The organism is Bacillus sp. NP157, from assembly GCA_018889975.1.
In the GTDB taxonomy this organism is placed as follows: domain Bacteria; phylum Pseudomonadota; class Gammaproteobacteria; order Xanthomonadales; family Rhodanobacteraceae; genus Luteibacter.
This window is the reverse complement of record CP076546.1, coordinates 4,122,457-4,136,012: the sequence shown is the minus strand read 5'-3', so window position 1 is coordinate 4,136,012 and position 13,556 is coordinate 4,122,457. Positions and strand designations below refer to the sequence as shown.

Here is a 13,556-nt window from a genome sequence, read left to right as displayed (position 1 = left end):
CCTACATTAGTTAGGTAGGTGGTCATGGGTCAGGATTTCAGCGTGCGCGCCAGCGCCCACACATCCACCCGCTGTACCCCGGCCGCGTGCAGCGCCTCAACACATGCCGCCAGCGTCGCGCCAGTAGTCATCACGTCGTCGACCACCGCGACGTGCGTCGGCAACGAGCCGGGCCGCGCAACGAACGCGCCACGCACGTTCGTGGCACGCGCTTCGGCATCGAGGTCGCTCTGGGCCTCCGTCATCCGCACCCGGCGCAACAGGCGTGGCGCGAGCGGTACGCCGAAGTGCTTCGCCACTGGCTTGACCAGTTCCAGCGCCTGGTTGAAGCCGCGCTGGCGCAGCCGCGCCACGTGCAGCGGCACAGGCACGATCGCGTCAGGCAGGCTCGGTGGCGGGCCAGCGGCGATCCAGCGATGGGCGAGCACCTTGCCGGCGACCAGGTTGCCGCCGAACTTGAAGCGCGCTTCGAGCAGGTCGAGCGGCCACGCGTAGCGAAACGGCACCCATGCCGACCGCCAGGGCGGCAGCCTGCGTGCACATGCCTCGCACGATGACGAGGACAACGGCCGCCGGGGCAGCGCGCAACGCGGACAGGCATGCGAGTTAAGCGGCAGCGCCGCCGTACAGCCCAGGCACAACTCGATGCCCCCGGCGCCGGCCGCGCCGCAAAGCAGGCAACGCGGCGGGAAGACAAACCGGCCCAGGCGGGCCAGCCACGGGAATGCATCCATGCATTCGCTCCATCAATGGCGGACGGGGTGGACTCAGTAACGCGGGCGGAACATCGCCGCGTCGACGATCGACCACAGGTGGATCAGCCAGCCCAGCCAGACGATCCACAGCACGGCCGCCAGCACGAACATGATCAGCGCCTTGAACACGCGCCCTTGCACCAGCTGGCCCAGGCCGGGGATGAAAAAGCTGCACACGGCGGCGATGACGTTGCCGGAACTACCCTGCCCTGCTGCACTCATGGGGAAACACTCCTTGGGGAACGGCTCCATCCTACGGCAGGCCGGGCCCCGGCGACGGTAAACTCATGGCATACCGTTAAGGTTGACAGTGGCCGAGGGGGCGCCGACACTGCGCGCCTTCGCCACGGAGCCCGCCATGACCGCAGCCCTTCGCCACGACTGGACCCTCGACGAGGTCGAGCACCTGTTCAGCCTGCCGTTCAACGACCTGTTGTTCCAGGCCCAGTCGGTGCACCGCCAGCACCACGACCCCAATGCGGTGCAGGTGTCCACGCTGCTGTCGATCAAGACCGGCGGCTGCCCCGAAGACTGCGCGTACTGCCCGCAGGCCGCCCGTTACGCCACCGGCGTAAAGGCCGAAAAGCTGATGAGCGTGGAGGCCGTGCTGGCCCGCGCCCAGGCCGCCAGGGACGCCGGCGCCAGCCGCTTCTGCATGGGCGCGGCATGGCGGTCGCCCAAGGACCGCGACGTGGCCAAGGTCGCCGAGATCGTCAGCGCGGTGAAGGGCCTCGGCCTGCAGACCTGCGCGACGCTGGGCATGCTCAGCCAGCCGCAGGCCGACACGCTGAAGGCCGCCGGCCTCGATTTCTACAACCACAACCTGGACACCTCGCCGGATTACTACGGCGAGATCATCCACACCCGCGATTACCAGGATCGCCTGGACACGCTGGAACACGTGCGCCACGCCGGCATGAAGACCTGCTGCGGTGGCATCGTCGGCATGGGCGAATCGCGCACCCAGCGCGCCGGCCTGCTGATGACCCTGGCCAACCTGCCCGAGCATCCCGAATCGGTGCCGATCAACCGGCTGGTCCAGGTCGCCGGCACGCCCCTGCATGGCACCGACGCGCTGGATCCGTTCGAGTTCGTGCGTAGCATCGCCGTCGCCCGCCTGCTGATGCCGGCCTCGGTCGTGCGCCTGTCCGCCGGCCGCGAATCGATGGACGACGCCTTGCAGGCGCTGTGCTTCGCCGCCGGCGCCAACTCGATCTTCTACGGCGAAAAGCTGCTCACCACCGGTAACCCGGACGTCGAGCACGACCGCCGACTGTTCGAACGCCTTGGCCTGAAGCCGCTGGAAGTGAACATCGAGCCGGGCACCGTCCACGCCGACATCGTCGAACGCGCCCACGCCGACGCCGACGCCGACGCCGCCGCGTGAGCCCCCGGCCCGACCTGCGCGCCAGCCTGGCCGCCGCCCGCGCCGAACGCGAGCGCGCCGGCCTGCTCCGCCGCGTACGCACGTGCGACGTGCTGCCCGGCGGGCGCCGGATGGTCGGCAACAAGGTGCTCGCCGATTTCTGCGGCAACGATTACCTCGGCCTGTCCACCCACCGCGACCTGGTCGCGGCGCTGACCCGGACGGCGGTCTTCGAAGGCGTCGGCAGCGGCGCCGCCCACCTGGTCTCGGGCCACCGCAGCGAACACGCCGCGCTGGAAGAGGAACTCGCCGACTGGACCGGGCGCGAACGCGCGGTGCTGTTTTCCACCGGCGTCATGGCCAACCTCGGCGCGCTGCAGGCCCTGCTCGGCATGGGCGCGATGCCCGGGCGCGGCGGTGCGGCCTGCGTGCAGGACAAGCTCAACCACGCCAGCCTGATCGACGGCGCACAACTGGCCGGCGCCGAGCTGCGCCGCTACCCGCACGCCGACGTCGAGGGCGCCGCGCGCCAGCTCGACGCCTGCCCGGACGCGCCGGCGCTGCTCGCCACCGACGGTGTGTTCAGCATGGATGGCGACGTCGCGCCGCTGGCCGCGCTCGCCACGCTGTGCCGCGACCGCGGGGCCCTGCTCTACGTCGACGACGCGCACGGGCTCGGCGTGCTCGGTGCCGAAGGCGCCGGCTCGGTCGCGGCGGCGGGCCTCGGCAGCGCCGAGGTGCCCGTGCTGATGGGCACGCTGGGCAAGGCGCTCGGTTGCGCGGGCGCGTTCATCGCCGGCGATGCCGACGTGATCGACGCCATCGTCCAGTTCGCCCGGCCCTACATCTACACGACGGCGATGCCCGCGGCGCTGGCCTCGGCGACCCGCGCGGCCCTGCGCCTGGTCCGCCAGGACGACGAGGGCCGGCGCCCGCGGCTGGCCGGGAACATAGCGCGCTTCCGCGCCGGTGCCGCCCAGCTCGGCCTGGCCCTGTCGCCGTCGACCACGGCGATCCAGCCCCTGCTGCTGGGCGACGCGGTGGTCACGCTGCAGGCCGCCCGCCAGCTCGAGGCGGCCGGGTTCCTGGTCGTGGCGATCCGCCCGCCCACCGTGCCGCGCGGCGGCGCCCGCCTGCGGATCACGCTGTCGGCCGCGCATACCGACGAGCGGATCGACGCCCTGCTGGGCGCCCTGGCCCGGCTCCCGGCGCCGGTGGAACCGCTGGCCGTATAATGGGCGGCCCCGCGTCACGCCCCATGCCCATGTCTATCCTCAATATTTCCGCCTACAAGTTCGTCGCCCTCGACGATCTCGCCGCCCTGCGCGAGCGGATGGAAGCGACCTGTGCGACGCTCGCGCTGAAGGGCACGATCCTGCTGGCGCCGGAGGGCATCAACCTGTTCCTCGCCGCGCCGCGCGATGCGGTCGATGCCTTCATGTCCTGGCTCCACGACGACCCGCGCTTCGCCGACATCACGCCGAAGGAAAGCTGGTCGGAGGACGTGCCGTTCGGGCGCATGCGCGTGCGCCTGAAGAAGGAAATCATCACGATGCGTGCGCCGGCGATCCGCCCGGAAGCCGGACGCGCACCGCACGTGATGCCGACCGACCTGCGTCGCTGGCTCGACCAGGGCCACGACGACGCGGGGCGCGAAGTCGTGCTGCTGGACACCCGCAACGATTACGAAGTCGCCGCCGGCACCTTCGAAAACACCGTGGAATACGGTCTCTCCAGCTTCACCGGCTTTCCCGATGCCGTCGCCGCGGATCGCGCGCGCTTCGAGGGCAAGACCGTCGTCTCGTTCTGCACCGGCGGCATCCGTTGCGAGAAGGCGGCCATCCACATGGGCGAGATCGGCATCGACCACGTCTACCAGCTCGAAGGCGGCATCCTGAAGTACTTCGAGGAAGTCGGCGGTGCGCACTGGCGCGGCGACTGCTTCGTGTTCGACGGCCGCGGCACGGTGGATCCTGCGCTCGCACCCGGCGACGCGTCGCCGTGAGCGGCCTGTACATCGAGCGTCGCGGCAGCGGCAGCATCCCGCTGGTGATGATCCACGGCTGGGCCATGCACGGCGGCATCCTGCACCCGCTGGCCGAGGCGCTGGACGCGCATTGCGACATGTACCTGGTGGACCTGCCGGGACACGGCCGCTCACGCGACGCGTCGATCCCGCTCGATCCCCGCGCCTGCGCCGAAGCGATCATCGCCGACACGCCGCCGGCCACCTGGCTGGGCTGGTCGATGGGCGGCCTGGTCGCACTCGCCGCGGCGCTGGATCATCCGGACGCCGTCCAGCGGCTGGTGCCGGTCAGCGCCACCCCGCGGTTCGTGCGTGGCGAGGACTGGCCGCACGGCAACGATCCAGCGATGGTCCGCAAGCTCGCCGCCGACCTCGACGCCGACTACAAGGCCACCGTCGACCGCTTCATCGCGCTGGAGGCCATGGGCAGCGAAGACCCGCGCGGCGAGACCCGCCGGCTGATGGCCGAGGCGTACGCGCGCGGCGAGCCGGACCCGCGCGTGCTGATGGAAGGCCTGCGCCTGCTCGAAGATACCGACCTGCGGGCCGCCTTGCCTGGCCTCACGGTACCCAGCCTCTGGATTGCCGGCCGCCGCGACCGCATTGTCCATCCCGACGCCATGCGCTGGTCGGCCTCGGCCGCCGGCGGCTCCTTCGTCGAGCTGGCCCACGCCGGGCACGCCCCTTTCATCGGACACGCCGCCGAACTGGCGGATGTCCTCACACGGTTCACCGACACCCCCGCATGAGCGACTTCCATTTCGATCGCCGCCAGGTCCGCCGCAACTTCGGTCGCGCGGCCGGCACGTATGAAAAGCACGACGCGCTCCAGCGCGAGGTGCAGGCCACCCTGGTCGACCGCCTCGACGCGTTCCCGCAGGCCCCCGAACTGATCCTCGACGTCGGCGCCGGCACCGGCCGCGGCTCGGCCGCACTGAAGAAGAAGTACCCGAAGGCGCAGGTCGTCGCCGTCGACCTCGCGCTGCCGATGCTCCGCCAGGCGAAGCAGCACGCGGGCTGGCTCAAGCCGTTCGGCCGCGTCCAGGCCGATGCCTACACGCTGCCGGTACCGGACAACAGCGTCGACATCCTGTTCTCCAACCTGTGCTTCCAGTGGTGCGAAGACCTGCCGCGGCTGTTCGCCGAATGCGCGCGCGTGCTGAAACCGGGTGGCTTGCTGACATTCTCGTCGTTCGGACCGGACACGCTGGTCGAACTGCGTACCGCATGGGCCACCGCAGACGAGCATGCCCACGTGGCCCGCTTCCTCGACATGCACGACATCGGCGATGCGATGCTCGCCCAGGGCCTGAAGGACCCGGTGCTGTTCGCCGAACGCTACACGCTGACCTATCCCACGCCGCGCGCCCTGCTCGACGAACTGCGCGGCCTCGGCGCCAACAACGCCGATGCGGGACGCCTGCGCGGGCTCACCGGCAAGCAGCACTACAAGCGCATGCTCGATGCCTACGAAGCCATGCGCACCGAAGGCACCATCCCGTCGACGTGGGAAGTGGTGACCGCGCATGCGTGGGGCCCGCCGGAAGGCCAGTCCCGTCGCGAAGGCGGTGGCGAGATCGCCAGCTTCTCCATCGACAAGCTGCGTGGCTCGCGCCGGAAGAACCCGTTCGGCTGACACCTCAGTGGTACCGGTCGCAGGTAATGAGGTGATCGTTGACGATGCCGGCGGACTGCATCACGCCGTAACAGATCGCCGTGCCGGCGAACTGGAAACCACGCCGGCGTAGCGCGACCGCCATGCGATCGGAGACTTCGGTGCGCATGGGTACGTCGTCGGGGCGCACGTGCGTATTGACCAGCGGCTCGCCGCCGGTGAACGACCAGAGCAACTCGGACATCGACTCGCCGCGCGCCGCCATCGCCATCGCGGCGCGCGCGTTGCAACGCACCGAGGCCAGTTTCAGGCGATGGCGGATGACCCCGCGATTCAGCATGATGCGCGCCATTTCGTCGTCGCCCATCCCGGCGATGCGTTCGATGTCGTAGTGGTGGAACAGGCTGCGATAGGCGCGCCGCTTGCCCAGCACGGTGCGCCAGGCCAGCCCGGCCTGCGCGCCTTTCAACACCAGGTATTCGAACAGGCGGCGGTCCTCGCGGACGACCTGCCCCCATTCTTCGTCGTGCCACTCACGCTCGATGTCGCTGTGGTCAGCCCAGGAACAACGCATGCGTCACCTCGTCACCGCGGAAGGGGTGAAGAGCGTATCGATGCGTTGGCTGCGCTTATGTCCGGGCCGGACAACCCGATGCGTAGGCGCTGGCGAAAGGCGCGCGTCGTAGACCGCCAGCGGTGCGATTGGGCGGCGCCTACAACGCCGCGCCCGCGCTCAACTCACCAGGGCAACGCATCCAGGTCGACATTGCCACCGGTCAGCACGACGCCGACGCGACGGCCTGCGAACCGGTCCGGATAACGCAGCATGGCCGCCAGGGTCGTCGCGCTGGATGGCTCCACGACGATGCGCAGCTCGGACCAGAGCAGGCGCATCGCCGCGACCACTTCGTCGTCGCTGACCCGCAGCACCTGCACCTGATGATCGCGCAGCGCGTGGAAATTGGGCTCGCCGACCAGCGTGCGCAGGCCGTCGCAGATCGTATGCGGGGTGAACGGACCGACGCGCTCGTCGGCCTCGAGCGAACGCGCGGCGTCGTCGGCGCCCTCGGGCTCGGCACCGAACAGGACGATGGCCGGATCGATCCCATGCGCGGCGATCGAGCAACCCGCGGCCAGCCCGCCGCCGCCGATCGGGAACAGCAGGGTGTCGATCCCCGGCGCCTGCTGCAACAGCTCCGGCACCAGGGTGCCCTGCCCGGCCATCACCCGCGGATCGGCATAGGGATGGACCAGGGTGGCGCCGGTGGAAGCGACCAGCTCGGCCGCCTTCGCCTCGCGCGCCGCGGTCGTCGGCGCACAGCGATGGACGATCGCACCCGCGGCGACGATCGCATCGACCTTGGCCTGCACCGCGCCCTCGGGCACCACGACGTGCGCGGGGATGCCGCGCGTGCGCGCCGCCATCGCCAGCGCATTGCCGTGGTTACCCGACGAATGCGTGACGACACCCGCCCGCGCTTCCTCGTCGGAGAGCGACCACACGGCATTGCTGGCGCCGCGGAACTTGAACGCACCGCCGCGCTGCAGGTTTTCGCACTTGAACCACGCCTGCGTGCCGATCCGCGCATCGATGGCATCGCTCTGCAAGGCAGGCGTGACCCGTGCATACGGCGCGATGCGTGCCGCGGCGTCGCGCACCTCGGCATACGACGGCAACATCACGCAACGAACTCCACGCCGCAGGCGAAGCGACGCTCGTCGCCCGGCGCCAGTGTCAGCAGCGGCGTGCAGTCGTCGCGATTGAACGCGTCGGGGATGCACTCCATCGGCTCCAGCGCCACCGACTTGCGCGCATCGCGATCGGCCGTGTCCGAGGTGAAGGCCAGCATCACGCCCTTCTCCTGCCACACCGCGATCGCCGTGCCGGTCTTCGGGTCACGCAGGCGCGTGCGTGCACGGCCATCCGCGTCGAGCTGCAGGTCGGCGTAAGTGTTGTTCAACGCGACGTCGCCGATCAGGCGCGGCTTGCGGAAATCGAGCGAGGGATCGACCTTGTCGATGGCCTGCCATGCCCGCGTGCCCGGCACCGGGATGAAATCCTTGTCGGCGGCAATCACTTTCTCCGCCGGCACTTCCAGTTCCCAGGTTTCGATCGGGTTCTGCGAGATGCGGAAGTACGGGTGCCAGCCGAAGAAGGTCGGCGCGGCGTGCTCGCCGACGTTGCGCGTGTGCGCCTCGAGCGCGAGGCCCTTCTCGTCGAGGGTGAAACTGACCGTGAAATCCAGCGCGAACGGGTAACCCGGATGCACGCCCGGGCGGATCGCCTTGCTGCCGAAGGTCACCGTGGCGTGCTGGTCGTCGGCGTGCTCGCGCAGCACGTCGAACTGCACCCCGCGCAGGAAGCCGTGGCGAATGGCCCGGTCCGCGCCGACGGCACCTGGCTGCAAATCGTAGGACGTGCCTTCAAACGTGTAACGCGCATCGTTCACGCGGTTCGCGAACGGGGTCATGATCGCGAAGCGCGAGCCCTTGTGCGGCACCAGCTCCGCCTCGTCGCGGAAGCCGTCGGTGATCGAGTGCTCGCCGTCGCGGCCGGTCACGGTGATGGAGACCACGGTGGCGCCCTGGCGGGCGATCCGCACCTCGCGGCCTTCATCGGAGTCGAGCAGGACAACCAGTTCCTGGGCACCGAGGGACGAGCGCGTTACGCTGAATCGGGACATGGCAGGGTTCCTTTTGACGAATCTGGCCGCATGTTAGCCTGCCAGAGCCCGCATCACGATGTCCCAAGCCATGAGCGACCGTTCCGACGCCCCCACCGCCGTCATCCGCCTCACCGACTACCTGCCGCCCGCCTGGGCCGTCGAGCATGTCGACCTCGAGTTCGACCTCGGCATCGACCGTACCGACGTGCTTGCCACGCTGCACATGGTCCGCCAGGCCGACGAGCCGATCCGGCTGAACGGCGAAGGCGTGGAACTGCTGGAGTTACAGGTCGACGGCCGCCGCCTCGGCGAAGGCGAATACATCTTCGCGAACGGCATCCTCGAAGTGGGCGTCGAAGGCGACCGCTGCACGCTGTCCACGCGCTCCGCGCTGCGTCCGGCGGAAAACACCGCGCTGGAAGGGCTCTACCTTTCGGGAAGCCGCGACAACGGCTTCCTGCTGACGCAGTGCGAGGCCGAAGGCTTCCGCCACATCACCTTCTTCCCCGACCGCCCGGACGTGCTGGCGACGTACACCGTCACGCTGCGCGCGGACAAGGCGCGCTTCCCCGTGCTGCTGGCCGGCGGCAATCCCGACGGCGAAGGCGAGCTCGAGGGCGGCCGGCACTGGGCGCGCTTCGTCGATCCGCACCCGAAGCCGAGCTATCTGTTCGCGCTGGTCGCTGGCCGCCTGGAGCGGATCAGCCAGGATTACACGACGGCCGACGGCCGCCAGGTCGGGCTGCATATCTGGGCCGAGGCGGATGTCATCGACCGTTGCGACTACGCGATGGATTCGCTCGTCCGCTCGATGCGCTGGGACGAGCAGGCGTATGGCCGCAATTACGACCTGGACGTCTTCCACGTCGTCGCGACCCACGATTTCAACATGGGCGCGATGGAGAACAAGGGCCTCAACATCTTCAACGCGAAGTACCTGCTGGCCGATGCGGATTCGAGCACGGACGACGAGTATCGCCACGTGGAAGCCGTGGTCGCGCACGAGTATTTCCATAACTGGAGTGGCAACCGCGTCACCTGCCGCGACTGGTTCCAGCTCAGTCTGAAGGAAGGCCTGACGGTTTTCCGCGAGCAGAGCTTCTCCGCCGACCAGAATTCGGTGCCGCTCAAGCGCATCGAAGACGTGGCGCTGCTCCGGCGTGCGCAGTTCCCCGAAGATGCCGGCCCGTTGTCGCATCCGGTGCGGCCCTCGCAGTACACCGAGATCAACAACTTCTACACCGCCACGGTGTACGAGAAAGGCGCCGAGCTGGTCCGCATGATCGCCGGCCACCTCGGCCACGATGGCTTCCGCAAGGGCATGGACCTGTACTTCGAGCGCCACGACGGCGATGCGGCCACCATCGAGGACTACCTGAAGGCGCTGGGCGATGCGAACGGCGTCGATCTGTCCGCTTACCTCGCCTGGTACGGCCAGGCCGGCACCCCGCGCCTGAGCGCGGATGGACGACACGACGCGGCGAAGCGCCGCTATCGCCTGGTGCTGCGCCAGCGCACGCCGGCCAGCGCCGGCCAGCCGAACAAACAAGCCCTGCCGGTGCCGGTGCGGCTCTCGCTGTTCGGCGCCGACGGCCGCGCGTTGCCGCTGCGCCTCGAAGGCGAAGCGGTGGCCGGCCCAGCCGAACGCACCCTCGTGCTGTCCGCGGCCGAGCAGGTGTTCGTCTTTGAAGACATCGATACGCCGCCGGTGCCCTCGCTGCTGCGTGGTTTCTCGGCGCCGGTGATCCTGGAATGCGAATACGCGCCGGAAGAACTGGCCTTGCTGCTGCGCCACGACCCGGACGGCTTCAACCGCTGGGATGCCGGCCAGCAGCTCGCAGGCCTGGCTTACGACGCGTGCCGTGACGGCCATCTGCATGGCGCCGCCGTGACCGCGTGGACCGAGGCGCTGGCCGGCCTGTTCGGCGATGCCTCGATCGACGACGCCCTGCTGGCGGAACTGCTGACCCCACCGGGCGAAATCGAACTGGTCGAGCGCCAGCCCGAACGTGATCCGGAGCGGATTCGCGCGACCCGCCAGGCGTTGCTCCGCGCGCTCGCGTCGGCGATCGGCCACGCCGCCCTGCTGTCCCGCTACGACGCCTTGCGCCGCCAGGCCAGCGCCGGACTCGACGCTGCCAGCCAGGCCCGGCGCCAGCTCAAGCGCCGCGTGCTCGACCTGCTCGCCCTGCTGGATGCGAAGGAAGGCGTCGCCCTGGCCAGCGCCCAGTACGCCGATGCACCGTCGATGACGGACCGGCTGGCGGCACTGGCAACCCTTGCCGTGGCGGATGCGTCGGCGGCGGACCAGCCGCTGGTCCATTTCCGCGAACGCTACGACGGCAACGCGTTGGCGCTGGACAAGTGGTTTGCCGCGCAGGCCCAGCTGCCGGGCGATGCCGCCCTGGTCCGCGTCCAGGCCCTGGAGGCCGACGAGGCGTTCACCCTGAAGAATCCGAACCGGGTGCAGGCGCTGGTGGGTACCTTTGCCCGGGCCAACCCGACCGGCTTCCACCGTGCCGATGGTGCGGCCTATCGCTGGCTGGCGGACCGCCTGGTAGCGATCGACGCGCTGAACCCGCAGGTCGCGGCCCGCGTGGCCACGGCGTTCAATGGCTGGAAGCGGCTCGAGCCGACCCGCCGGGAAGCCGCGCACGCGGTGGTCGCCGAACTGGCGGCGCGCAAGGATCTATCCCGCGACCTCACCGATATCCTGGCCCGGGTCGCCCTGGGCTAGGCGCGGAAGTGTGAGCGTTTTCACGGTTACACCGTGGATATGTAGAAAACTGACGCTGTGCGTCACCAATTGCCGAATTAGAGTCGCTCGTTGACGAAAAAGTCACACACGGTTCATCGCTTCGGTGTAGTGTTCTTTCCAACGAAGAAAGCCGCGGCAGGGGCCGCGGCTATTCGTGCCAATCACTTCGGTTTCTGGCGCCCGGCAGCACGGTCATCCTGGATTCCCCCTGTTCCTGAGACCGCCGGGCGCCAGATCTCATTCCTGAACCGAATGGGGCATCCTTGCCCACATCCTGCTTCCTTCCCCCGGCACGCGATCGAACCCCTGTCGCTCAATCTCGGCGCGCGTATGTCGCGCAGCGTCTGCCCGGTGGAAGTGCCTGATAAAGGAAGCAGCATTCGTGCCAAGTACATGGCACCGCGCCCGGGCAACTGGCGCTAAAATAACCACCCGGCTTCCTGCGCGCGACCCATCCCGATGATCCATAACGAAACCTACGACGTGATCGTGGTCGGCGGCGGCCATGCCGGCACCGAGGCCGCGCTGGCGGCTGCCCGCGTGGGCGCACGCACGCTGCTGCTCAGCCACAACATCGAAACGATCGGCCAGATGAGCTGCAACCCGGCCATCGGCGGCATCGGCAAGGGTCACCTGGTCAAGGAGATCGACGCCCTCGGTGGTGCGATGGGCCGCGCGGCGGACCTCGCCGGCATCCAGTGGCGCACGCTGAACGCATCGAAGGGCCCCGCCGTGCGGGCGACGCGCTGCCAGGCCGATCGCGCCCTGTACAAGGCAGCCATCCGTTCGATCGTCGAAACCCAGCCCAACCTGCGCCTGTTCCAGCAGGCGGTCGACGACCTGTTGCTGGAGAATGGCCGCGTGGTCGGCGTGCGCACGCAGATGGGCCTGGATTTCCACGCGCCCACCGTCGTGCTCACCGCCGGCACCTTCCTCGCCGGCAAGATCCACATCGGCCCCGCGCAATACGCCGGTGGCCGCGCGGGCGATCCGCCGGCCTCCACGCTTGCCGCCAAGCTGCGCGAGCTCCCCGTCGCCGCCGATCGTCTGAAGACCGGCACGCCGCCGCGCATCGACAGTCGCAGCATCGATTACAGCGTGCTCGAGGAACAGCCGGGCGACGACCCGATGCCGCATTTCTCGTACATGGGCTCGGCTGCGGACCACCCGCGCCAGGTCAGCTGCTGGATCACCCACACCACCGAAGCCACCCACGAGCTGATTCGCGGCTCGCTTGATCGCTCGCCGCTGTATAGCGGGCAGATCGAAGGCGTGGGCCCGCGCTACTGCCCGTCGATCGAGGACAAGGTGGTGCGCTTCGCCGACAAGCTGTCGCACCAGATCTTCGTCGAGCCCGAAGGCCTCGATACGTTCGAGATCTACCCGAACGGCATCTCTACCTCGCTGCCGTTCGACGTGCAGTACGCCCTCGTGCGTTCGATCCCCGGCTTTGCCAACGCGCACATCACGCGCCCCGGCTACGCGATCGAATACGACTACTTCGATCCGCGCGGGCTGCATCCGTGGCTGGAAACCAAGGGCGTGCCGGGCCTGTACTTCGCTGGCCAGATCAACGGCACCACCGGATACGAAGAGGCGGGCGCGCAAGGCCTCATCGCCGGCATGAACGCCGCGCTGGCCGTCCGTGGCGAGGCGCCGTGGTATCCGCGTCGCGACGAAGCCTACGTGGGCGTGCTGATCGACGACCTCACCACCAACGGCACGATCGAGCCGTACCGAATGTTTACCTCGCGCGCCGAATATCGCCTGCACCTGCGCGAAGACAACGCCGACCTGCGCCTGACTCCGGAAGGCTTCGCACGCGGCGTCGTGCCCGAGGCGCGCTTCCGCCGGCTGGAAGCCAAGCGCGAGGCGGCCGAACGCGAGACGGCGCGGCTGCGCGGGCTGTGGGCTGCGCCGACCAATGCGCTGGGCGCCGCCATCGAGCGCACGCTGGGCATCGCGGTCAGCCGCGAGACGCACGCGCTCGACCTGCTCCGCCGGCCCGAACTCGATTACGCGAAGCTCACCACCGTCGCCGAGCTCGGCCCCGCGGTAACCGACGCCGAGGTCGCGACCCAGGTCGAAGTGCAGGCCAAGTATTCCGGGTACCTGGAGCGCCAGCGCGACGAGATCGAACGCCAGCGCCGCCACGAAGCCACGTCGATCCCGGGCGACTTCGATTACGAGAGGGTGCGTGGGCTGTCCGCCGAGGTCCTGGCCAAGCTGAAGCGCTCGCTGCCGGCGACGATCGGCCAGGCGTCGCGGATCAGTGGCGTCACCCCGGCGGCGATCTCCCTGCTGCTGGTGCACCTGAAGCGCCGCGCAGCCTAGCCGTCAACCGCGTGTGGCATCATCGCCCGAGGTTTT

At 69.2% G+C, this 13,556-nt stretch carries 12 protein-coding genes; 7 read left to right on the top strand and 5 right to left on the bottom strand.

Annotated elements, in window-relative coordinates; genetic code table 11:
• Positions 1–29 precede the first annotated feature (29 nt).
• Positions 30–734 carry a ComF family protein gene (locus KPL74_18820; protein ID QWT19785.1) on the bottom strand — a complete coding sequence of 235 codons (705 nt, stop codon included), beginning with the start codon at positions 732–734 and terminating at the stop codon, positions 30–32.
• A 33-nt stretch (positions 735–767) separates the two neighbouring features.
• The gene (locus KPL74_18815; GenBank protein QWT19784.1) at positions 768–977 is read right to left on the bottom strand and encodes a hypothetical protein; all 210 of its coding nucleotides are present in this window, start codon (positions 975–977) and stop codon (positions 768–770) included.
• 136 nt (positions 978–1,113) lie between these two features.
• On the opposite strand from KPL74_18815, the gene bioB reads away from it, so the two are divergent.
• Genes bioB through bioC form a run of 5 tightly spaced genes read left to right on the top strand, consistent with a single transcriptional unit; the run spans position 1,114 to position 5,783 of the window.
• Entirely contained in the window at positions 1,114–2,142 is a 1,029-nt protein-coding gene (bioB, locus tag KPL74_18810; GenBank protein ID QWT19783.1) for a biotin synthase BioB, read from the top strand.
• Positions 2,139–3,356, top strand: a complete 1,218-nt coding sequence (locus KPL74_18805) for an 8-amino-7-oxononanoate synthase (GenBank protein QWT19782.1) — start codon at positions 2,139–2,141, stop codon at positions 3,354–3,356. The genes bioB and KPL74_18805 overlap by 4 nt, the downstream gene beginning before the upstream one ends.
• Before the next feature lie 29 nt (positions 3,357–3,385).
• Entirely contained in the window at positions 3,386–4,126 is a 741-nt protein-coding gene (locus KPL74_18800) for a sulfurtransferase (GenBank protein QWT19781.1), read from the top strand.
• Positions 4,123–4,896, top strand: coding sequence for a pimeloyl-ACP methyl ester esterase BioH (gene bioH, locus KPL74_18795; protein ID QWT19780.1), 774 nt, complete (start codon positions 4,123–4,125; stop codon positions 4,894–4,896). Before KPL74_18800 ends, bioH begins: the two co-directional genes overlap by 4 nt.
• Entirely contained in the window at positions 4,893–5,783 is an 891-nt protein-coding gene (gene bioC, locus KPL74_18790; protein ID QWT19779.1) for a malonyl-ACP O-methyltransferase BioC, read from the top strand. Before bioH ends, bioC begins: the two co-directional genes overlap by 4 nt.
• Before the next feature lie 4 nt (positions 5,784–5,787).
• Here the strand turns inward: bioC and KPL74_18785 are convergent, their stop codons facing one another.
• From KPL74_18785 to KPL74_18775, 3 genes are all read right to left on the bottom strand, one after another.
• Entirely contained in the window at positions 5,788–6,336 is a 549-nt protein-coding gene (locus KPL74_18785) for a DNA-3-methyladenine glycosylase I (GenBank protein ID QWT19778.1), read from the bottom strand.
• 164 nt (positions 6,337–6,500) lie between these two features.
• Positions 6,501–7,445, bottom strand: coding sequence for a pyridoxal-phosphate dependent enzyme (locus KPL74_18780; protein QWT19777.1), 945 nt, complete (start codon positions 7,443–7,445; stop codon positions 6,501–6,503).
• Positions 7,442–8,446, bottom strand: coding sequence for a hypothetical protein (locus tag KPL74_18775; protein QWT19776.1), 1,005 nt, complete (start codon positions 8,444–8,446; stop codon positions 7,442–7,444). Before KPL74_18775 ends, KPL74_18780 begins: the two co-directional genes overlap by 4 nt.
• Positions 8,447–8,516: 70 nt before the next feature.
• Here KPL74_18775 and pepN point away from each other — a divergent pair, with 70 nt between their 5' ends.
• Together pepN and mnmG are read left to right on the top strand one after the other, a co-directional pair.
• Entirely contained in the window at positions 8,517–11,165 is a 2,649-nt protein-coding gene (pepN, locus tag KPL74_18770; GenBank protein QWT19775.1) for an aminopeptidase N, read from the top strand.
• A 480-nt stretch (positions 11,166–11,645) separates the two neighbouring features.
• Positions 11,646–13,520, top strand: coding sequence for a tRNA uridine-5-carboxymethylaminomethyl(34) synthesis enzyme MnmG (gene mnmG / locus KPL74_18765; GenBank protein QWT19774.1), 1,875 nt, complete (start codon positions 11,646–11,648; stop codon positions 13,518–13,520).
• The last annotated feature ends 36 nt before the right edge of the window (positions 13,521–13,556 follow it).

Coding starts and splice junctions, on each gene's coding strand:
- bioB (QWT19783.1), top strand. CDS start 1,114: ATGACCGCAGCCCTTCGCCACGACTGGACCCTCGACGAGGTCGAGCAC.
- KPL74_18820 (QWT19785.1), bottom strand. CDS start 734: ATGGATGCATTCCCGTGGCTGGCCCGCCTGGGCCGGTTTGTCTTCCCG.
- pepN (QWT19775.1), top strand. CDS start 8,517: ATGAGCGACCGTTCCGACGCCCCCACCGCCGTCATCCGCCTCACCGAC.
- mnmG (QWT19774.1), top strand. CDS start 11,646: ATGATCCATAACGAAACCTACGACGTGATCGTGGTCGGCGGCGGCCAT.
- bioC (QWT19779.1), top strand. CDS start 4,893: ATGAGCGACTTCCATTTCGATCGCCGCCAGGTCCGCCGCAACTTCGGT.
- KPL74_18815 (QWT19784.1), bottom strand. CDS start 977: ATGAGTGCAGCAGGGCAGGGTAGTTCCGGCAACGTCATCGCCGCCGTG.
- KPL74_18775 (QWT19776.1), bottom strand. CDS start 8,446: ATGTCCCGATTCAGCGTAACGCGCTCGTCCCTCGGTGCCCAGGAACTG.
- KPL74_18800 (QWT19781.1), top strand. CDS start 3,386: ATGTCTATCCTCAATATTTCCGCCTACAAGTTCGTCGCCCTCGACGAT.
- KPL74_18785 (QWT19778.1), bottom strand. CDS start 6,336: ATGCGTTGTTCCTGGGCTGACCACAGCGACATCGAGCGTGAGTGGCAC.